The organism is Arthrobacter sp. MOO21, assembly GCF_057369995.2.
Genome location: NZ_CM170671.2, coordinates 1,634,571 through 1,653,203 on the forward strand (window position 1 = coordinate 1,634,571; position 18,633 = coordinate 1,653,203).

At 66.7% G+C, this 18,633-nt stretch carries 19 protein-coding genes; 6 read left to right on the forward strand and 13 right to left on the reverse strand.

The features are described 5' to 3' along the window. The first annotated feature begins 53 nt into the window (after positions 1-53). Both AC2JAJ_RS07540 and AC2JAJ_RS07545 read left to right on the forward strand, forming a co-directional pair. Entirely contained in the window at positions 54-2,438 is a 2,385-nt protein-coding gene (locus AC2JAJ_RS07540) for an ATP-binding cassette domain-containing protein (protein WP_501053434.1), read from the forward strand. 21 nt (positions 2,439-2,459) lie between these two features. Continuing rightward, positions 2,460-3,032 (forward strand): MOSC domain-containing protein, encoded by a 573-nt coding sequence (locus AC2JAJ_RS07545; protein WP_486416308.1) that lies wholly within the window; start codon positions 2,460-2,462, stop codon positions 3,030-3,032. Between the two features lie 11 nt (positions 3,033-3,043). Here AC2JAJ_RS07545 and AC2JAJ_RS07550 read toward each other — a convergent pair whose 3' ends face one another. From AC2JAJ_RS07550 to AC2JAJ_RS07590, 9 genes are all read right to left on the reverse strand, one after another. After that, entirely contained in the window at positions 3,044-3,466 is a 423-nt protein-coding gene (locus AC2JAJ_RS07550) for a universal stress protein (RefSeq protein WP_486416307.1), read from the reverse strand. Between the two features lie 11 nt (positions 3,467-3,477). Continuing rightward, entirely contained in the window at positions 3,478-4,458 is a 981-nt protein-coding gene (locus AC2JAJ_RS07555) for a cyclase family protein (RefSeq protein ID WP_486416306.1), read from the reverse strand. After that, complete coding sequence (locus AC2JAJ_RS07560; RefSeq protein WP_473694385.1) at positions 4,455-4,712, reverse strand: hypothetical protein; 258 nt, start codon at positions 4,710-4,712, stop codon at positions 4,455-4,457. The genes AC2JAJ_RS07555 and AC2JAJ_RS07560 overlap by 4 nt, the downstream gene beginning before the upstream one ends. Positions 4,713-4,722: 10 nt before the next feature. Then, complete coding sequence (locus AC2JAJ_RS07565; protein WP_486416305.1) at positions 4,723-6,060, reverse strand: TRAP transporter large permease subunit; 1,338 nt, start codon at positions 6,058-6,060, stop codon at positions 4,723-4,725. A gap of 83 nt (positions 6,061-6,143) precedes the next feature. Then, on the reverse strand, positions 6,144-6,926 hold the full coding sequence (locus tag AC2JAJ_RS07570; RefSeq protein ID WP_486416304.1) for an NAD(P)-dependent oxidoreductase: 783 nt from the start codon (positions 6,924-6,926) through the stop codon (positions 6,144-6,146). A gap of 35 nt (positions 6,927-6,961) precedes the next feature. Further along, positions 6,962-7,591 carry an RraA family protein gene (locus AC2JAJ_RS07575; protein WP_221384502.1) on the reverse strand — a complete coding sequence of 210 codons (630 nt, stop codon included), beginning with the start codon at positions 7,589-7,591 and terminating at the stop codon, positions 6,962-6,964. A gap of 31 nt (positions 7,592-7,622) precedes the next feature. Further along, positions 7,623-8,636 carry a tripartite tricarboxylate transporter substrate binding protein gene (locus AC2JAJ_RS07580; RefSeq protein WP_486416303.1) on the reverse strand — a complete coding sequence of 338 codons (1,014 nt, stop codon included), beginning with the start codon at positions 8,634-8,636 and terminating at the stop codon, positions 7,623-7,625. Between the two features lie 38 nt (positions 8,637-8,674). After that, positions 8,675-10,177: a tripartite tricarboxylate transporter permease gene (locus tag AC2JAJ_RS07585; protein ID WP_501053435.1), complete on the reverse strand. Its 1,503-nt coding sequence runs from the start codon at positions 10,175-10,177 to the stop codon at positions 8,675-8,677. 2 nt (positions 10,178-10,179) lie between these two features. Next, positions 10,180-10,683 (reverse strand): tripartite tricarboxylate transporter TctB family protein, encoded by a 504-nt coding sequence (locus tag AC2JAJ_RS07590; RefSeq protein WP_486416301.1) that lies wholly within the window; start codon positions 10,681-10,683, stop codon positions 10,180-10,182. Positions 10,684-10,803: 120 nt separating this feature from the next. Here AC2JAJ_RS07590 and AC2JAJ_RS07595 point away from each other — a divergent pair, with 120 nt between their 5' ends. Continuing rightward, the gene (locus tag AC2JAJ_RS07595) at positions 10,804-11,604 is read left to right on the forward strand and encodes an IclR family transcriptional regulator (RefSeq protein WP_473694377.1); all 801 of its coding nucleotides are present in this window, start codon (positions 10,804-10,806) and stop codon (positions 11,602-11,604) included. A 36-nt stretch (positions 11,605-11,640) separates the two neighbouring features. Here AC2JAJ_RS07595 and AC2JAJ_RS07600 read toward each other — a convergent pair whose 3' ends face one another. From AC2JAJ_RS07600 to AC2JAJ_RS07610, 3 genes are all read right to left on the reverse strand, one after another. Then, entirely contained in the window at positions 11,641-12,813 is a 1,173-nt protein-coding gene (locus tag AC2JAJ_RS07600) for an MFS transporter (protein ID WP_486416300.1), read from the reverse strand. Further along, positions 12,810-13,490 (reverse strand): GntR family transcriptional regulator, encoded by a 681-nt coding sequence (locus AC2JAJ_RS07605; protein ID WP_486416299.1) that lies wholly within the window; start codon positions 13,488-13,490, stop codon positions 12,810-12,812. The genes AC2JAJ_RS07600 and AC2JAJ_RS07605 overlap by 4 nt, the downstream gene beginning before the upstream one ends. A 127-nt stretch (positions 13,491-13,617) precedes the next feature. Beyond that, positions 13,618-14,997 (reverse strand): MFS transporter, encoded by a 1,380-nt coding sequence (locus AC2JAJ_RS07610; RefSeq protein WP_486416298.1) that lies wholly within the window; start codon positions 14,995-14,997, stop codon positions 13,618-13,620. A gap of 357 nt (positions 14,998-15,354) precedes the next feature. Between AC2JAJ_RS07610 and AC2JAJ_RS07615 the strand changes: the two genes are divergently transcribed. Continuing rightward, positions 15,355-16,407 carry a TerC family protein gene (locus AC2JAJ_RS07615; protein ID WP_486416297.1) on the forward strand — a complete coding sequence of 351 codons (1,053 nt, stop codon included), beginning with the start codon at positions 15,355-15,357 and terminating at the stop codon, positions 16,405-16,407. 82 nt (positions 16,408-16,489) lie between these two features. Continuing rightward, entirely contained in the window at positions 16,490-16,747 is a 258-nt protein-coding gene (locus AC2JAJ_RS07620; RefSeq protein WP_486416296.1) for a DUF3072 domain-containing protein, read from the forward strand. A gap of 14 nt (positions 16,748-16,761) precedes the next feature. On the opposite strand, the gene AC2JAJ_RS07625 is transcribed toward AC2JAJ_RS07620, so the two are convergent. Further along, complete coding sequence (locus AC2JAJ_RS07625) at positions 16,762-16,965, reverse strand: hypothetical protein (RefSeq protein WP_221384492.1); 204 nt, start codon at positions 16,963-16,965, stop codon at positions 16,762-16,764. Between the two features lie 304 nt (positions 16,966-17,269). Here AC2JAJ_RS07625 and AC2JAJ_RS07630 point away from each other — a divergent pair, with 304 nt between their 5' ends. Continuing rightward, positions 17,270-18,613: a glycosyltransferase family 87 protein gene (locus AC2JAJ_RS07630; protein WP_486416295.1), complete on the forward strand. Its 1,344-nt coding sequence runs from the start codon at positions 17,270-17,272 to the stop codon at positions 18,611-18,613. The last annotated feature ends 20 nt before the right edge of the window (positions 18,614-18,633 follow it).

Below are 18,633 nucleotides of genomic sequence, written 5' to 3' on the forward strand. Positions count from 1 at the left end.
GGAGGCTGCGAGCGCAGCCTGCCTTCGGTGCCGCCCACGAGAAGGGGGACACCTTGAGCACGGACGCAGACCTGGAGACCAAGCAGGTGCACATCGCCGACACCCATGACCTGATCCGGGTCCAGGGCGCACGGGAGAACAACCTCAAGGACATCAGCCTCGAGCTGCCGAAGCGCCGCCTCACCGCCTTCACGGGCGTGTCCGGCTCCGGCAAGAGCTCCCTGGTGTTCGCCACCATCGCCGCCGAGTCGCAGCGCCTGATCAACGAGACCTACAGCGCCTTCGTGCAGGGGTTCATGCCCAGCCTGGCCCGCCCGGATGTGGACCGGCTGGAGGGACTGACCACGGCCATCATCGTGGACCAGGAGCGGATGGGCGCCAATCCGCGCTCCACCGTGGGCACCGCCACCGACGCCAATGCCATGCTGCGGATCCTGTTCAGCCGCCTGGGCCAACCGTACGTCGGTCCGCCCACCGCCTTCTCCTTCAACGTCCCCACCCGCAAGGCCAGCGGCATCATGAGCACGGAAAAGGGCGGCCGGGTGGAGAAGAACGTGGTCCGCGAGGTGACCTACCTGGGCGGCATGTGCCCGCGCTGCGAGGGGATGGGGAACGTCAGCGACATCGACAGGAAGGCGCTGTACGACGAGTCCAAGTCCCTGAATGAAGGCGCGCTCACCGTCCCCGGCTACTCGATGGACGGCTGGTACGGGCGCCTGTTCGAAGGCATGGGCCTGCCGATGGACAAACCGATCGCCAAATTCACCGCGAAGCAGCTGGACACGATGCTGTACGCCGAACCCACCAAGATCAAGGTGGAGGGCGTCAACCTCACCTTCGAAGGCATCATCCCCAAGATCCAGAAGTCCATGCTGTCCAAGGACGTGGAGGCCATGCAGCCGCACGTGAAGCGGTTCGTGGAGCGCGCCGTCACCTTCGCCGTGTGCCCCGCCTGCGGCGGAACCCGGCTGACCCCGGAGGTGCTCAAATCGCGGATCAACGGCAAGAACATCGCTGACCTGTGCACCATGCAGATCAGCGACCTGGCGCAGTGGATCCGCGACCTCGACGAGCCATCGGTCCGGCCACTGCTCGCCGGGCTGCGGGACCTGCTGGATTCCTTTGCGGAGATCGGCCTTGGCTACCTCTCCCTGGACCGTCCGGCCGGCACGCTGTCCGGCGGCGAAGCGCAGCGCACCAAGATGATCCGCCACCTGGGTTCCTCCCTTACCGACGTCACCTACGTTTTCGACGAGCCCAGCATCGGCCTGCACCCGCACGACATCGAGCGGATGAACACCCTCCTGCTGCAGCTGCGGGACAAAGGCAACACCGTCCTGGTGGTGGAGCACAAACCGGAGATGATCGCCATTGCCGACCACGTCGTCGACCTCGGCCCCGGTGCCGGAACCGGCGGCGGCGAGATTGTCTTTGAGGGCGACGTCGACGGGCTGCGTTCCAGCGGCACCATCACCGGGCGGCACCTGGACGACCGGGCCCGGCTCAAGGAGTCTGTGCGGGCGGCCACCGGGGCGCTCGAGGTCCGCGGGGCATCCACGAACAACCTGCGCGACGTCGACGTCGACGTGCCGTTGGGCGTGCTGTGCGTGGTGACGGGCGTGGCCGGGTCCGGGAAGAGCTCGCTGATCCACGGATCGCTGGCCAGGCGGGAGGGCGTGATCGTGATCGACCAGGGCGCCATCAAGGGGTCGCGGCGCAGCAACCCCGCCACCTACACCGGGCTGCTGGAGCCCATCCGCAAGGCCTTCGCCAAGGCCAACGGCGTGAAGCCTGCGCTCTTCAGCTCCAACTCCGAGGGCGCCTGCCCCACATGCAATGGCGCCGGCGTCATCTTCACCGAACTCGGGGTGATGGCCACGGTCGAGTCCACCTGCGAGGACTGCGAGGGGCGCCGCTTCCAGGCCGCCGTCCTCGAGTACACCCTGGACGGGAAGAATATCGCCGACGTGCTGGACATGCCGGTGGAGGCGGCGCTCACCTATTTTGCCGAGGGCGAGGCCAAAACGCCCGCGGCGCACAGGATCCTCGAACGCCTCGCGGACGTGGGCCTGGGCTACATCTCCCTGGGCCAGCCGCTGACCACCCTGTCCGGCGGCGAGCGCCAGCGGCTCAAGCTGGCCACGCAGATGGCCGAAGCCGGGGACATCTACATCCTGGACGAGCCCACCGTCGGCCTGCACCTGGCGGACGTCGAACAACTGCTGGGCCTGCTGGACCGGCTGGTTGACTCCGGGAAGTCCGTCATCGTCATCGAGCACCACCAGGCGGTAATGGCACATGGCGACTGGATCATCGACATCGGCCCGGGAGCAGGGCACGACGGCGGCAGCATCGTTTTCGAGGGCACGCCGGCTGACCTGGTGGCAGGGCGCGCCACGCTCACCGGGCAGCACCTGGCGGCGTATGTGGGTGCCTGAACCCGCGCCTACTGTAGGGGTATGCCCGAAAACTACCGGTACGACGTCGAGATCCTGCACCTGCTGGTCTCCCCCGCGCACGCCTACTTCGGCCGCGCCCGGGACGGCGCCGCCGACATGCCCACCACCGACGCCGGGCAGGCGGAGGTGGTCGCCGGCAAGGGCATCGTGGGCGACCGGTTCTTCGGCAAGGCCGCGCACATGGACGCCGCGGTGACCCTGTTCGCCGTCGAATCCCTTGAGGCCATCGCGGCCGAGCTCGGCGCCACGCCCTTCGACCCCCTGCTGACCCGCCGGAACGTGGTCCTCCGCGGCGCGCAGCTGGCCCCGCTGCTGGGGCAGGATTTCGCATTGGAATCGGGCGGGTCCATTGTGGGCTTCCGTGGCGGCCGGCACGCCCAGCCGTGCGCGTGGATGAACGAAATGCTGGCCCCCGGGGCGCACCCGGCCATGCGGGGGCGGGGCGGCATCCGCTGCCGGGCCCTCTCCAGCGGCTTCCTGCACCGCGGGCCGGCCGTGCTGGTCAGCCCGGTGCCGCTGGATCCCGCCCGGGCGGGAGAGCCGAGCCTGCTGCGGCCGTCGAGGCTGCCGTAGCTCGGCCGCCGCTAATCAGTCTTGGCTATATAAACTTCGCACGGTGCACTGTGCGCCACGCTGTTCGCCACACTGCCCAGGACCCGGCCGATCCCGCTCATACGCCGGCTGCCCACGACGATCATATGGGCGTTGTGTTCCTCCGCGTGCTGGATCAAGGCTTTGGCTGCCGCGCCGCGGACTGCGAAGTGCTCCACCTGAAGCTGGCCCGACCTGATGCCATCTGCCGATTCCCGTGCCACCTTTTCCGCGTACCGTTCTTCCGAAAACGCCCTGTCGACATTGCCCAGGCCGAGGACTTCGGCGCGGTCCCCTGGGAACGCAGTCACCACATGCAGCGTGGTTCCCAGGGCCGAGGCCAGGTCCGCAGCTGTTTCCGCAGCACGCTGGGCGCTCTCGGTGCCGTCCACTCCTACGACAATTACCTTGGTCATCCTGTGATCCTTCATACGACGGCGGTGGCGTTGGCCGGGGAGCCGGTGCCTCCGGTGATGTTCAGCGGCTTGATGGTGACGAAAGAATCCCAGCTGCCGGTTGTCCGCATGTGCCGCGCAAGGGGCCCGAGTTTCCACAATTCCCCAAGGGGCAGGCCGAGTTTCGCCAGGAGTTGCTGGTGCATCATCCCGTGGTCGTTGGGAGCCGAACTCCGGTAGGGGCTTTCGGGAACGGCCGGCAGGCATTCGAAGGCGAAGTTGTCGGCCGCGACCACCGCAAACCGGTTGTCCCATGCCCACGCGACAAAATCCCGCGACTGGGCCACGCCTGATGCCTTGCGGCTCTCGCGGATGCGTTGCTTCTCCGCGGGATCAAGGGCAAGGAACCACTCGCACCACCCGGTGTGGAGCATAAGGATGTCTCCGGGGAGGGCAGCGAGGGACTGGGATTCCATGGCGGCCTGGACCAGGTCCAGGGTCAGGGGCTCGCCGGCCGCGTGGTCAATGGGCTCCCCCAGGCTGTTCCGGAAGCCGTCCAGGTCCACCAGGACGCCCCTGCCGGTGATGGGGTGTTCCGCCCATTCCTGGATCCCCAGGTGCGGCGTCCCCTCAGTGATCCGGTCATCGGCTGTGCCGTTGTAAAACCCGACGTCGTCCGCCCTCCGGTGCCGAAGTCCGTCAATCTGCGTGGAGCCCTGCAGGTAGTACCCGTCAAGGTAGTCGTCGCGGTGCGCCGGGTGGGAGGAGTAGATGGTGTGCCGTGGGGCGCTTCGTTTGAGGGACATCCCGGGGTCGAATGCGTCCGCGGGGTAGTCGAGGCCGAAGACCGTCCCCGTCCGGATGCTGTTCCTGGCTTCCAGGATGGCAGCGGGCGTGATGAAGGACGGCATGCCGCGTTCCGGTTCCGGAAACAGCCCCCAGGATGTTCCCGCCAGGGCGCCGTCCCGCTCCAGTAGACCGGCGAAGCTCGGAAACGGTGCGTGCCCGGTCATCGCGTGGTGGCTTCCTGGTGCTGCGTCGCCTGTTTTTGTGGCCGCTTGTAGCTGAGCAGGAACCCTGCCACAGCGCAGATGGAGGCCGCGATGCAGACGGGCGGTTTGATGACTTCGTTGAAGAACTGGAGCCACTCGCCCCGACCGGCCACGAGGCCGACGGCCTGTCCGGCAACAAACAGCACGCCGCCGAGGAGAAGTGCTGCGAGGGTGATCACGAAGACGTGTTCGGTAACCCGCCGAAGTGTGTTCATGGGTGATTCCTTAGATTGGCAGGATGCCAAGAATGATCAGCACGCCGATGACCAGCAGGGGCAGGGCGTAGTGCGTGAGCAGGCGGGCAAAGGTCTTGATGGGATTGACGTCCGCGATGCCGCAGGCCACATACAGCGGTGCACCGCCGGGTGGAACCGCGGCTTCGCAGGAGGAAAAGACCAGGACGGCGACAGCGGCGGTGGTGGCCGGAACGCCGGCCGCGACAAGGGCTGCCACGCCCACCGTGCCAACGGCGGCCATGGTTGCCGTGGCCGAAAGGGGGGCTGCAACGGCGATGACGATCAACCCGATGAGGATGGCGAGCAGCCAGAGGGGAAGATTCATCCCGTTCAGCAGGGCCGTCATTTGCTTGGGGAGGCCCGTGGCGGCGAGGGCGTTGGCTCCGGCGAAGGCAAAGAGCACCGTGACGCCGACGATTCCGAACCGCGGGGCCGAGCCCTGCAGCAGGTTGCCCCAGTCGCGGCCGGTGCGCGGCAGTTGCTTCCGGCCCAGCAGCGCGCCGGTGATGAGCAGGACCACGGGAATCCAGACGATCACGCTGACGGACTTGCTGACGTCGCCGCCGGTCCAGTCCGAGAGTACCGGCGTGAGGAAGCCGGAGGTGATGACCAGGGGGATGGCGACGACGACGAACAGCAGGAGTGTGGCCCAGCCTTGGCCAAGGGCGACCCGCAAGGACAACCGGTGGGCCGGGTCGAGCGGGGCCATCCCGCTCTTGCGGATCAGCAGCCAGGTGACGATGAGGCGGTGCAGGAAGCACCAGAGGCCGCCGAACAACAGGGGGATGACGAGGTCGTTGATGTTCAGGAGGGGTCCAACAGTAGCGGAGCCGACCAGGACGAACATGGAGGCGCTGAAAGGGAAGGTGATGCCCATCCCGGCGTTGCCCGCCACCAGGGTGGCCGCGGCCGGCTTGTCCAGTTTGGACTTTTCCATCCACGGGATGGTCACCGAGCCCACTGTGGCGGCGATGGCGGCCTGGTTGTGCACCACACCGCCGAGGCCTGCGGAGGCCACTGTGGAAACCCAGGCCGGACCCCCCTTGACCCCGCCGATGAGCGAGTTGAGCAGGTCGATCAGCCGGTCCAGGACGCCGCCCGTGTCCAGCAGGTAGCCCATGAACACGAATGCCATGGTGGCGTACACAATTTCGTCGGTCGCCGCCGAATAGAGCGCCGACCAGCCGACCTGCGCGGCGGCGGCACCCGTGAACGGGAGCACCACCAGGAATCCCAGGATCATGGCTTCCCCCACGCTGCGCTTGATCAGAGTGGTCCAGAGCAGGATGGCGGCCAGGTATGCCCCCAGGGCCCAGACGCCGGTCATGTCCATGCTCCTGACGTTGCGGTGCGGTTCTTTGCGCGGTTAGCCAAAACAGTCCTCTTCATTGATTCTGTCCGACCGTGCGGTCAGCGCAACACCGGCGCGGAGTCCTGCTCGGCGATGCGCGCATGTGCGGCGGCAGACGCGGCGGTCATTTCCGAGTGCACCCCGAGCTCGGAAAGGTAGGCGGCAGTCTCCTGCATCTCCCGTGACCGGCGGAGCGCGTGCTTGGGGGTGCCGGTCAGGAACCGGTCGATGACGGCCTGGCCGTCGCCGGCGAGCTGGCTGGCGATCTGGCCGCGGATCCATTCTTCCAGTCCTGCGGCTTTTCCGGCGTTGACGGCTTCGACGACCACGGCTGCCAGGCCTTTCATCAGGACACTGCGGAGCAGTTTGTGAGCCATGGCCGCGCCCGGCCCGCCTTCGGTGATTTCGACGTCGACACCCAGCGGGCGCAGCAAATCTGCCACAGCCTGCGCTCCCGGGCCGCTGACCATCAGCGGCGTCTTTTCCCCCAGTGCCGACACCGGGCCAAGGATGGCGACGTCGGCGAAGCCGGCTTTGCTGGGAAGCTGCCCGAGCTCCTGCATGACGCCGGGCGACGACGAGGTGAAGTCGGCGTAGACGCTGCCGGCGCCGAGGACCGGCAAGCACTCCTCCGCCACGCTGCGGGCGGCGGCAGCACCGGTCATGACGAGGACGATGTCCGCGCCTTCACAGGCTTCCGCCGCCGTTGCGGCCCGGGCGACGCCGTCCGGGGTGGTGGCGGCCACCGGGTCGAAGCCGGTGACCGTGTGGCCTGCCGCGGTCAGTGCCGCGGCGTAGGTGGCTCCGGCTTCGCCGAGGCCAATGACGGTGCACGCTGTCATGGTTTGCTCTGTTCTTTCTCTGGAACTGTTCAGGTTCAATTGCGGGCGGCGACGATGGCCTGGCGGCGGTTTGCCTCGTCAGCGAAGACTGCTTCGGCAGCCTCGGCGACGGCGGCGGCCTGCTCCCGGGGGATGACCACCACGCCGTCCGAATCACCGACAATGACATCGCCCGGCAGAACGGGAACCCCGCCGAAGGCGACTGCCGTTCCCAGCCTGAACGGGCCGTCCTTGTAGGGACCGGCGGGCGAAGTAGCCCTCGCGAAGACCGGCATGCCAATCTCACCCAGCGCCTCGGCGTCGCGCGCTGCTCCGTCCAGGGCGAAGCCGGCCACGCCGAGGTTGATGGCACGCTCGCCGATCAGTTCGCCGAGGAGGGCGCGTGATTCATCGCCGCCACCGGCCACCACGATGACGTCTCCGGGACGGGCCTGCTGCAGGGCCTGGTGGATGCCCTTGTTGTCGCCGGGCCGGGTCCACACGGTGAACGCCGGCCCGGCGAGCTTCGCTCCCGGCCAGACGGCCTGGATGGCTGAGTCCGCAACGCCGAGTCGGTCCATGGCGTCGCCGATGTTGGCTGCGGGCAGCTTGGCGAGCCGGTCGATGATGTCCCGTTCGGGGCGCGCAAAGTCCGCGTCTGTGGCGTCAATGGCTGGAGTCGTCATGATGGATCTTTCCGTTCAGGTGGGGCAGGGGTCAGTCTTTTTTCTGGACCAGCGGAAGGACCTTCTTGAAGTCCCCTTCCTGGCCTGCCCAGAACGTCTGGTAGTCGGCACCGTTCAGGTAGCTGGTCTGCAGGCCCAGGTCCTGCATCTTCTTCACCACGGCGGGGTCCTCGATGGCCTTCTGGATGGCGGCCTCGAGCTTCTTGGCCACGTCGTCGGGCAGGCCGGCCGGGGCGGAGTAGCCGCGGGCCGTTCCCGCCGTCATGTCGTAGCCGGATTCCTTGAAGGTGGGGACATCCGGCAGGGAGGGTGCGCGCTCCCCGGACATGACGCCCAGCACCCGCGCCTTGCCCTGCTTGCTGAGGTCGTTCACGTCGCTGACGTTGGCCACCAGGACCTCCACGTGCTTGCCCAGGAAGGCGGTAGTGGCCTGTGAGGCCCCCTCCGAGAAGTGGACCGGCGCGAACTCCGAACCGGTCTCCTCCTGGATCTGGGCCAGGGCGAAGTGTTCACCCGTCTGGAGTCCGGCGGTGCTGGCGGTCATGGACTTCGGGTTGGCCTTGGCGGCGTCGAGGAGCTCCTTCAGCGTCTGGTACGGGCTGTCCGGCTGGACGGCGATGACTGTGGGGTCGATGACCTGCCGGCCCAGGGGCTGGAAGCTTTCGCGGGTGTACTTGGCGCCGCGGGACGGGTCCAGCGGTGAAACCACCACCGACGGCGAACCGGTGGCACCGATCGTGTAGCCGTCCGGCTTGGCACTGGTGAGCTGGGTGTAGCCGATTTGGCCGCCGGCGCCGGGCTTGTTGATGACCTCGACGTTGGTGCCGAGTTCCTTTTCGAGGACCGGCTGGATGAGCCGTGCCGCCGTGTCCACGGCGCCGCCGGAACCGAAGGCCACGATGAGGTCGATCGACTTGCCCTTCTTTGGGAAGTCGCTGCCGGCCGCGCCGGCTGCTCCGGTGGCTCCGGGGTTGGCACCGCAGCCGGTCAGGCCAATCAGGGATGCCGCGGCAAGGGCGGCAGCAAGGCGCATACGGGTTTTCATGGTTCTTCTCCTTTGAAGGTGGGGATGCGAATTGGGGTTTAGGTTTCGGGGTCTTCGTTCAGGGCCTTGGGCTTGCGGAGCTTCAGCAGCGGGCTGAAGACGATCAGCAGGCCCAGGCCGATCAGGACCGCGGAGATGGGACGGCTGGTGAAAATGCTGAAGTCGCCCTGGGAAATCTCGAGGGACTCGCGCAGGGACCGTTCCATCAGCGGGCCAAGGACCAGCGTGAGCACCATGGGTGCCAGCGGGATGTCCAGGTGCCGGAGGGCCACGCCGAGGAGGCCGAAGCCGATCATCACGAAGACATCGAAGACGCTGAAGTTGATGGTGTAGGCGCCGATGACCATGAAGAGCAGGATCAGGGCGTTGAGGATCGACGACGGGACGCGGAGGATGGAGGTCCAGAGCCCCACGAGCGGGACATTGAGCAGGAGCAGGATCAGGTTGCCGATGAAGAGGCTGGCGATAATGGCCCAGGCGATCTCGGAGTTCTCGGTGAAGAGGGTGGGTCCCGGGGTGAGGCCCTGCTGCAGGAAGGCGCCCATCAGCACGGCGATGGTGGGTGAGGCCGGGATGCCGAGGGTGAACAGCGGGATCAGGGCCGCGTTGGCGTGGGCGTTGTTGGCCGTCTCGGGGCTGGCCACGCCTTCGATGGCGCCCTTGCCCAATTCGTGGCGGTTGCGGGAGAACTTCTTCTCCGCACCGTAGGACAGGAGCGAAGAGACGGAGCCGGTCATGCCCGGGATGAGGCCCAGGCCGAAGCCGATGCCGGTGCCGCGGGCCATCGCCGGGGCGCTGCGGAGCCATTCCCTGCCGGTGGGCAGCAGCGAGCGCAGGTTGGGCGCGTGCACCGCTGCCGGCTGGTCGCCCTTGCGGTAGGACAAAAGTTCGGAGAGGCCGAAGACGCCCACGATCACGGCCACGAAGCTGACGCCGTCCAGGAGCCGGTCCATGCCGAAGGTGAAGCGCGGGGCGCCGGCCACGGGGTCGATGCCCACCATGGAAATCAGCAGGCCCAGGGCACCGGAGATGATGGCCTTGACCATCGATTTCCCTGCCAGCGCCACGAGGAGCGAGATGCCCACCACCATCAGCGCAAAGAACTCCGGCGGGCCCACCAGCAGGCCGAGCTCACCCAGGGGCTTGGCTGCGGCCACCAGGCCCAAGGTGGCTATGGTGCCGCCAACGAAGGATCCGACGGCGGCAATCGTCAAGGCGGCGCCGGCCTTGCCGATCTTGGTCATGGCGTAGCCGTCAATGGTGGTGATCGCGGAGGCTGCTTCTCCCGGGGTGTTCAGCAGCACGCTGGTGATGGTTCCCCCGTAGGCGGTGCCGTAGAAGATGGCACACAGCATGATGATCGCCCCGGTGGCGTCCATGTTGAGGGTGAGCGGGATGAGCAGGGCAACGCCTGCAACCGGCCCGATGCCGGGCAGCACGCCGATGATGGTGCCCAGCAGGCAGCCGAGGAAGGCGAACAGCAGGTTCTGCCAGGTCATGGCAGCCGCGAAGCCGTTGAGGAGTTCGTTGAGGGTATCCACGTCTAGAGTCCGATCGCGTTAAGGAAGGGCAGGGCGGACACCGGCAGCGCGACGTTCAGGCCGTAATTGAAGGCATAGAACGCTCCAAAGCTTCCGGCCACCGCGATGATCAGCGCGGACACCCAGGTCCTGCGCCCGCGAATTTTCAGGTGGTACAGCAGGAACGCGAACATGCTCAGCTGGAAGCCGAGCAGGTCCATGACGGCTGCAAGGACCACGAGGCTGGCGACGACGCCGACCACCAGTCCGCGGTCGATTCCGGGTGCGGTTTCGCTGGGGTTGCGGAGTTCCTGGAGCAGCCAGAGGAGCGCCATGGCCACGAGGACGGCACCCATGGCGAAGGGGAACAGGCCGGGACCCGGGCCGAGGGAAGTCCACAGTCCAAGGCCGACTGAACTGACCAGGACATACGTGCCGACGGCTGCAAAAGCGCCGATGCCTGCCAGCACAGTGGCGGCCACCCGCACGGTACTCGGGGGTTTCGTCGCGACTGACTCCGTTGTCATTGGGATCCTTTTCACTGTGCGTCATTGCGTTTCATAGAATGAAACTATATTGCGTACTGAGAAATAGTGACAGGAGACACAGGCGCTGTCAAGCGCGAGGAACTTACATAGAATGAAAGAATGGCGACGACGACTTCCACCACGCCCGGTCCGGCAGAAGAGGGCGCCAAGTCCTCGAACATGCGCTCCCTCTCAAGGGCCATGGAGGTCTTCGCGGAACTGCAGAGGGCCGAACGGCCGCAGCGGCTCAGTGACCTGGCGCGGAATTGCGGCATGAGCCTGCCCACCACGCTGCGGATCCTGCGGGTGCTGCAGGATTTCGGGATGGTCAGCCAGACGGACAAGTCGTACCGGATCGGTCCCGCCGTCCTGCCGGCGGCAAAGAGTTTCCTCGAAAACGATCCCTTGGCGGTTGCGGGACGACCGGTCCTGCAGCAGCTCGCGACCCAGACCGGAATGTCTGTTTCCCTGCACACCCGCCTCGGGTTTGAGCGGATCCTGGTAGCGCGGGTTCAAGGCAAAGCGCCCATGCAGTATGACCTGCCCTTGGGTAAACGCCTGCCCCTGACTCGCGGCGCGGCCGGAAAGATCCTGATCGCGGGCGCCACTGATGCCGAACTCCAGCAGGTGGTAGCGGCCGCTATCGCCTCCGGCCACGAGGAGCAGGGGTTCACGGTTGAGGAACTGAAGTCACGGCTGCCCGAGCCTGGATGTGACTACGCCTATTCTGCGAATGAGCGCGTGGTTGGCGTGCTCTCCGTAGGGGTGGCATTGACGAACAGAGCCGGCCGCGCCAACGAATCAATGGCCTTGAACTGCCCAGCGGAGGCGACGACCGAGGAAAAGATCAAAGCCAACGTTCCGGAACTGCGCCGTGCCGCGAGCCGGCTCTCCGAACTCCTCGAGGGTTCCGTCTACTGAGCCCGTCCCGCTGGCAGGACTGGCCCAACGGCGCCGTCAGTCCAGCTGCACGCCGCGGAGCAGCAGGAGCGTCCCGCACACCACGGCCGCAGAGGCCAGGAATACACCGCCCGCACCGAGCCCTGCCGCCACGACTCCGATGGCGCTGGGCAGGACCACCTGGCCCACGCGGTTCCCGGCGAGCCGGAGGGCAAGTGCCCGTCCGCGCTGCCCGGCGGGGGCCTGCGCGGAAAGCCAGGACATGGTCAGGGGCTGGCCGATGCCAAGTCCCAGCCCGAGTACGGCCATGACCACGAACAGCAGCCACGCCGGCATGGGGATCGCTGCCGCGGCCAGTGCCACCGTGGACAGGGCAAGGCTCGCCACCAGCAGCCTCATCCGGCCGATCCTGCGGGAAACCCGGCCCAGCAGGAGCCGGGAAACCATCGAGAAGACGGCGCGGACGGTCAACATGGCGCCGACCGTTGCCGCGGTGAGCCCGCGGTCGGCTCCGAGCGCGGGGAGGTAGACCATGGTCAGGTCGACCACGGCCAGGACCGTGGCGCTGGTGGCGAGTGCCCGGGCGACGCCGGGAGCCTTCAGCAGCGACACCGCGCTGCCGTTGCTGCCGGCCGAAACTGCGTTTCGTTTCCCGCCGCTGACCTGGGCCGATACAAGGAAGGTGGTGGCGAAGAGCACCAGGCCCATGATGACGGAGAGCAGGAAGATCGCCTGCGTATCGGGACGGACAGAGGCCCCTCCCACCATCGAAATCGCCAGCGGACCGAGGGCCTGCCCCAGGGAGGCGGCGAAGGTCAGGTATCCGAAGGAGGAGTCCATCCGGCCCGCACCCGAATTGTTGGCCACCACCGCCTGCTGCCCCACCACGCACGCCAGCTGCCCGGCGCCCAGCAGCGCCGTCCCGATGACCAGGGCGGCGATCGACGAGCCCCAGAGCAGCAGGAAGGCAGAGCAGGCAAGGACGACGGCGGACCCGGTCGCCATCAGCCTGCGCTCACCCAGGCGGTCCACCAGGCCGCCCGTGGGGACGGCGAGCAACAGGGGGAAGACGGCATAGCTGGCCGCCAGCAGGCCGAGGGCGAATCCGGGGACGTCCAGTTCGAGGGCGCGGTAGGTGGCGGCGGGCCGGACCAGGAAGGTGACGGCCTGGATCAGGGCGGAATGGACCAGGAGGGCAGTGGCCGAGGGGCGCCCGAGTTCACCGATCACGGGCTGGCCACGGTGTCACCGGCTGCGGTGTTGCCGGACATGGCACGGACCGCGGCATCGCGGGCGCCCATGACGTGGTCGAAAGCCAGCTTGGCGGCTTTGTCCGGGTCGTCGCCGGCCAGCGCTTCGACCAGGGCCCGGTGCTGGGCCAGCGCCTGGTCCCTGCGTTCCTGAGTGCTGTTGGTGAAGTGCCGGTAACGCTCCATGTGGCTGGAGATCTGGCCGTGGAAGCGCCGCGCCCAGGAGTTTCCGGCGATGGCGGCGATCTTTGCATGCAGCGCCATACCTTGGTGCATCGCATCGTCAGCGAATTTCACCATGGCTGCGTTGCGCTCCAGGATGCCGCGGAGGGCCTCGATATCGTCCGGCGTCGCCTTCACGCAGGCGTTGCCGGCCATGAGGGCTTCCATCGCTGCCCGGACCTCGTAAAGTTCTGAGATCGCCGCCTCATCCAGCCCAGGCACCAGCACCCCGCCCGTGGGCTGCTGTTCCAGGAGGCCCTCCGAGATGAGCCGCCGGATGGCCTCGCGCAGCGGCGTGCGGCTGACCTGCAGCGCCGCCGCCATGGCAGGCTCGTAGATCCGCTCTCCCGGCTTCAGTTCCAGGTTCAGGATCTGCCGCTTCAGTTCGGCGTAGACAAAGTGGGCGCCGGTGTTCCGGGCGGGTGCGTCTGGCATGCAATACCTCCGCCAGCCATCATACTTGTATACATCTATACAAGTAATGCCCGTTCCGCGGGTGCAGCGGCACGCAAAGGGAGGGTCAGCGGTTCAAGTTTGAACTGCTGACCCTCCCTTTGTGTCTCTATTGGAGTCCGCGCTGGGCGCCGGTCCGCGCCTTCTGCAGCTCGAGGTCCTCCAGCGACTTGCCCCTGGTGTCCGGGGACGTCAGGGTGGCCACCGCGGAGACGAGGCAAATGCCGAGCGTCGCCAGGCCGATGGTCAGTGGAACGTTGGTGGAACCCGGAGGTGCGATCGCGGTAAAGATACTCGGGAAGAACGACGCGATCATCAGTCCGATGTTCTGCGACACCGCGAAGCCGGTCACCCGGATCCGCATGGGGAACTGCTCCTGGAAGAAGGTGGCGAAGGTGGCGTTCCACATCTGGAAGAAGATGCCCTGCACCACCACGACGCAGGCGAAGACGAGCGGCAGGCTTCCCTGCTCGATGGCCCACAGGTACCCGCCCACCAGCAGGCCGCCTACGACGCCACCGCCAGCCATGAGCGTGCGCCGGCCGATCCTGTCGGACAGTGCCCCAAACAGGGGGATGGTCACGACGGCCGCGATATTGGCCACCAGGGTCACCCAGAGGAACTCACTGCTGGAGAAGCCGTTGCCGTAGCCCTTCTGGGTGGCGTAGGAGACGCCGAAGATCAGGGTGGCCATGCCGATCACGTTGGTGAAGGTCATGAGGATGCACCGGACCAGGACTCCGGGGCGGGTGCGCAGGAGGTCCACGAGCGGGAAGCGGCGGGTGGTATCGGCGGTTCCGGACTGCGCCACGTAGGCGGGCGGTTCCTGCACCCGGCGCCGGATGAAGTACCCGGCCAGGATCACGGCCGCGCTGAGCAGGAACGGGATGCGCCAGCCCCAGGCGCCGAACTGCTCGGCCGGGAGTACGGCAGCGAGCGGCAGCAGGACGGTGGTGGCCAGGATCGAGCCCACCTGGGTGCCCTGCAGGCTGAAGCTCGCAAAGAAGCCGCGCCTGGCGTCGGGAGAGTGCTCGACGATCATGGCGCTGGCCCCGCCGAGCTCGCCGGCAACGGCGAAGCCCTGGATCAGGCGGAGGATCACCAGGAGTGCGGGGGCGAGAATGCCCACCTGCCCGTAGGTGGGTAGGAGCCCGACTGCGAAGGTGGCAAAGCCCATCAGGAGCATGGCGAACACGAGCACCTTCTTGCGCCCGTGCCGGTCGCCGTAGGCACCCAGGACGACGGCGCCGACCGGCCGGGAGACATAGCCGACGGCGTAGGTGGCCAGGGAGGCGATGATTCCGACCGTCGGATTCTCGGACGGGAAGAAGATTGCGGGAAAGATCAGCGTCGCGGCCAGCGAATACAGCGCGAAGTCGTAGTACTCGAGGGCGCTGCCGATCCAGCCGCTCATCGCAGCCTTCCTCGGATCCCGCGAACCGGTGCCGGCTTCCTGGCTGGCCGGGACGCGGGTTGTGGTGGTGCTCATGTGCTTGTGTCCTTCGTCTTCATTGGCAAGGAACCGGAACCGCTGGATTCAGCAAGTGTTCCTGGCTGTGTCTGCGCCCCATGTGGCCCGGGAGGCCTGGAGCCTCAGCTCTTGAATCGATTCACTAAATATAGAAGGTGATGTGCGTTACGTCAACGGCACGCGCTATCCCGCAAGCTTTTGCCCCTTTCCCACTCCCCAAGGCACGGAAGATTCTGTACCCTATTGATACGGAGGGGAGTATCCCCACTCCAGCCCATCGTCAGTACGGAGGCCCCTGAGCCTTCCGGTGGGCGGGCCAGTCGATGGCCGGGAGAGACCTCCAGTTGGTAGTCACTGACTGGAAGCAGGTGCCCCTTGAACGTTCCCCTTTGGATGTGGTTCGCGGTCATCGGATTCATCCTCCTGATGCTCGCCGTCGACCTTGTCGCCCACCGGCGCGCACACGTCATCACCGTCCGCGAGGCCGCAGCATGGTCCGCAGTCTGGGTGCTGTTCGGAGTCGCTTTCGGCGGCCTTGTCTGGATCCTCTATGGCGCTGAATTCGGGCAGCAGTATTTCGCCGGATACCTTATCGAGAAGTCGCTCGCCGTGGACAACGTCTTTGTTTGGGCCATCATCTTCACGTTCTTTGCCGTCCCCCGCGAGTACCAGCACAGGGTCCTCTTCTTCGGCGTGCTGGGGGCGCTGGTGTTCCGCGGCCTGTTCATCGCGGCCGGTGCGGCCATCATCGCCAGCACCGGCTGGGTCCTGTACCTGTTCGCGGCGTTCCTGCTGTTCACCGGGTACCGGATGCTCAGGCAGCGGGACGAGCACATCGACCCGGCGAAATCACGGGCCTTGCAGCTGTTCCGGCGCCACGTCCCCATGACGGACGCTTTCCACGGCCAGCGTTTCCTCATCCGGAAGAACGGCGCACTGCTGGCCACTCCCCTGTTGGCGGTCCTGGTGCTGGTGGAGGTCACGGACATCATCTTTGCCGTCGACTCGATTCCGGCCATCTTCGCCGTCACGGACGAGGTCTTCCTGGTCTTCACCGCCAACGCGTTCGCGATCCTCGGACTGCGCGCGATGTATTTCCTGCTGGCCGACCTCATCCACCGCTTCGTGTACTTGAAAGCCGGCCTGGCGCTGGTGCTGATCTGGGTCGGCGTAAAAATGGCGCTGAAGATTGACGTCTACTACATCCCGACGCCGGTTTCCCTCGCCGTGATCACGGCAATCCTGGGTATTTCCATTGGGGCGAGCCTTCTCGCCACGCGGCGCACTGGCAGCCGCCCCGAGCCGCCGGCGCCCGCAGTTCCGCCGTTCCGGAATGCCACCGCAGAGGAACTTGAGTCGCTGCAGCCCTTGTGGCGCAGGGCGGGCAGCCACGACGGGCTGCCGCCCGCAGAGAAGTCCATGAAGTGAGGCCCGGGCTGTCCGGGTGGGCGCGTCCGCGCCTGCCCGGACAGCTCTGCGGAATGTCGGAGGTCCGTCCTAGACTCGTGGGATGAGCGACAACAACCAGGAAACACTCGGCAGCCCTACCCCTGAGCCGGACGCAGGGCTCAACCGCGACCCTGAAGACTGGGTGACCGGTGATGAACCGATGACGGCGGCACAGCGCAGCTACCTCGATACGCTGGCCCGGGAGGCAGGGGAGGAACTTCCCGCGGACCTCAGCAAGGCTGAGGCATCAAAGCACATCGACCGGCTGCAACAGCGCAGCGGACGTGTGTCCGGGGAAGGCGACGGCTCCGGCAGTTAGGCCCGGAGCAGGGCCTACCAGGCCTGGTGTTCGCGGGTGAGGCCGAAGGGCACAGCGTCGCTGAGGTCCACCGTGAACTCGTTCGCGCCGTGGCGGGTCACCAGGATGCCGTGGCGCTTGCTGATCAGGGCGTGGGCCTTGGCGGCGGAGACGGCGGCCTCAAGCTCGCTGTCCATGCTCTGGCGGTCGGACACGGTAAGGGTCAGCGGAAAATTCATGGGTCTTGCCTTGTTTCTTTCAGGGGTTAGGTGGGCAGTACGCCGCCACGCGCTCCCCCTGGCTGCTTAGGCGGTGAGGCACCTTGGTGCCTCGGACCATGGTGCCTGAGCATTTAACGGCCAGCAACTTTAGATAAAAACCGCAGGTCAGCGCACGGGGAGACCTTTTTGTCCTGACAATTACTGGCGGGAAGGTGCCGTCAATTAGAGTTGAACGGGAGCGGAAGCCGGTTTTTCAGGGCCTCCAAAGCCCCCAAGACCCGCCTTCGCGGCATGACCCAAGCCATTTGCGCGCCCGCTGACTGTGCAACGACCTGACAAGGATTCCGCCATCTCCACCGACGCTTTCTTCGGCAATCTGACCCGGATCCGCAACGTCATCCTCCCGGCCAAGGTGCGTGCCGCACTGAACACCGGACGCGGCCTGCTGGGCGGCTTCATCGTGGTGCACCTCGTCTTCCTTATCTTTGCCGCGTCGCTCTCCCTGCGCGGGGAGGCCTTCAGCGACACCTTCATCTACCGCGACTGGGCCATGGCCGGCTTCAACGACGCCAACCTGCGGGGCGGCCCCAGTCCCTGGGTCTACCCCATCCTGGCGCTGATCCCGATGGCCATCGCCGGTCTTGGCGGTCCGGGGCCGTTCTTCTTCCTCTGGGTCCTCATGACCACCCTCCTCAACGGCTGGGCGCTGCTGAAGCTGACAGAACGCGGCCGGAATGCCAGCGCCATCCCCGCCGGCTGGTGGTGGCTTGCGTTCACCTTCCTGATGGGCTGGCTGGGATTCGCCCGCGTGGACGGCCTGACCGCCCCGCTGGTCCTGGTGGCCCTGGCCTACGGCGTGGGACGCCCCTTCATCGCCTCCGTGCTGCTGGCCATCGGCACGTGGGTGAAGGTCTGGCCTGCGGCCATCATGCTGGCCCTCTTCGCCGTCGTAAAGAACCGGCTGCTGGTGGTGCTGGCAGGAATCGCGACGACGGCGGGCGTCGTCGCGCTGGCAGCGGCACTGGGCAGCGTCCCCAAACTGCTGAACTTCCTCACCCAGCAGGGCGACCGCGGGATGCAGCTCGAAGCGACCTTCACCACCCCCTGGCTCTGGCTTTCCGTCCTGAACGTGGGCGGCTCCCGGATGTACATGAACACGGACATCAACTCCATGCAGGTGGACGGGCCCGGCACCGCCACCATGTCCGTGCTGATGCAGCCGCTCCTGGTCCTGGCCGCCCTGGTGGTGGCAGGCCTGGCCTTCTGGGCCCTCCACAACGGCAAGCAGCACAAGGTGGCCGGCGGGGTGGACCGGACCGAGCTGCTCCTGGCCGGCGCCCTCGCCCTGGCCGCCGCCTTCGTCGTCTTCAACAAGGTGGGTTCCCCCCAGTTCATGGTGTGGCTGGGCCCCGCCGTGGCAGTCGGCCTGGCGCACAGCTGGCGCGAATGGCGCGTACCGGCGCTGATGCTGATCGCCATCGCCGTGGCCACGTACTTCATCTACCCCCTCTTCTACGACGCCCTCAGCCACAACAACCCCTGGATGGCGCTGGTGCTGACCATCCGCAACGTCCTGCTGGTGGTGTTGTTCCTGTGGAGCGTCCGGCGCCTGTACTCGCTGGGCAAGAAGACCGCCGCACCCGCCCCTGCGCTCAAGGAGTCCTAAGATTTCCACGAGGTTCTTTG

Bases quoted from the DNA above. Each gene is read 5' to 3' on its own strand.
- AC2JAJ_RS07580 (WP_486416303.1), bottom strand. From the start codon at position 8,636: ATGAAAACCCGTATGCGCCTTGCTGCCGCCCTTGCCGCGGCATCCCTG.
- AC2JAJ_RS07605 (WP_486416299.1), bottom strand. From the start codon at position 13,490: ATGCCAGACGCACCCGCCCGGAACACCGGCGCCCACTTTGTCTACGCC.
- AC2JAJ_RS07545 (WP_486416308.1), top strand. From the start codon at position 2,460: ATGCCCGAAAACTACCGGTACGACGTCGAGATCCTGCACCTGCTGGTC.
- AC2JAJ_RS07575 (WP_221384502.1), bottom strand. From the start codon at position 7,591: ATGACGACTCCAGCCATTGACGCCACAGACGCGGACTTTGCGCGCCCC.
- AC2JAJ_RS07555 (WP_486416306.1), bottom strand. From the start codon at position 4,458: ATGACCGGGCACGCACCGTTTCCGAGCTTCGCCGGTCTACTGGAGCGG.
- AC2JAJ_RS07590 (WP_486416301.1), bottom strand. From the start codon at position 10,683: ATGACAACGGAGTCAGTCGCGACGAAACCCCCGAGTACCGTGCGGGTG.
- AC2JAJ_RS07625 (WP_221384492.1), bottom strand. From the start codon at position 16,965: ATGAATTTTCCGCTGACCCTTACCGTGTCCGACCGCCAGAGCATGGAC.
- AC2JAJ_RS07620 (WP_486416296.1), top strand. From the start codon at position 16,490: ATGAGCGACAACAACCAGGAAACACTCGGCAGCCCTACCCCTGAGCCG.
- AC2JAJ_RS07610 (WP_486416298.1), bottom strand. From the start codon at position 14,997: ATGAGCACCACCACAACCCGCGTCCCGGCCAGCCAGGAAGCCGGCACC.
- AC2JAJ_RS07565 (WP_486416305.1), bottom strand. From the start codon at position 6,060: ATGACCGGCGTCTGGGCCCTGGGGGCATACCTGGCCGCCATCCTGCTC.
- AC2JAJ_RS07560 (WP_473694385.1), bottom strand. From the start codon at position 4,712: ATGAACACACTTCGGCGGGTTACCGAACACGTCTTCGTGATCACCCTC.
- AC2JAJ_RS07595 (WP_473694377.1), top strand. From the start codon at position 10,804: ATGGCGACGACGACTTCCACCACGCCCGGTCCGGCAGAAGAGGGCGCC.
- AC2JAJ_RS07550 (WP_486416307.1), bottom strand. From the start codon at position 3,466: ATGACCAAGGTAATTGTCGTAGGAGTGGACGGCACCGAGAGCGCCCAG.
- AC2JAJ_RS07570 (WP_486416304.1), bottom strand. From the start codon at position 6,926: ATGACAGCGTGCACCGTCATTGGCCTCGGCGAAGCCGGAGCCACCTAC.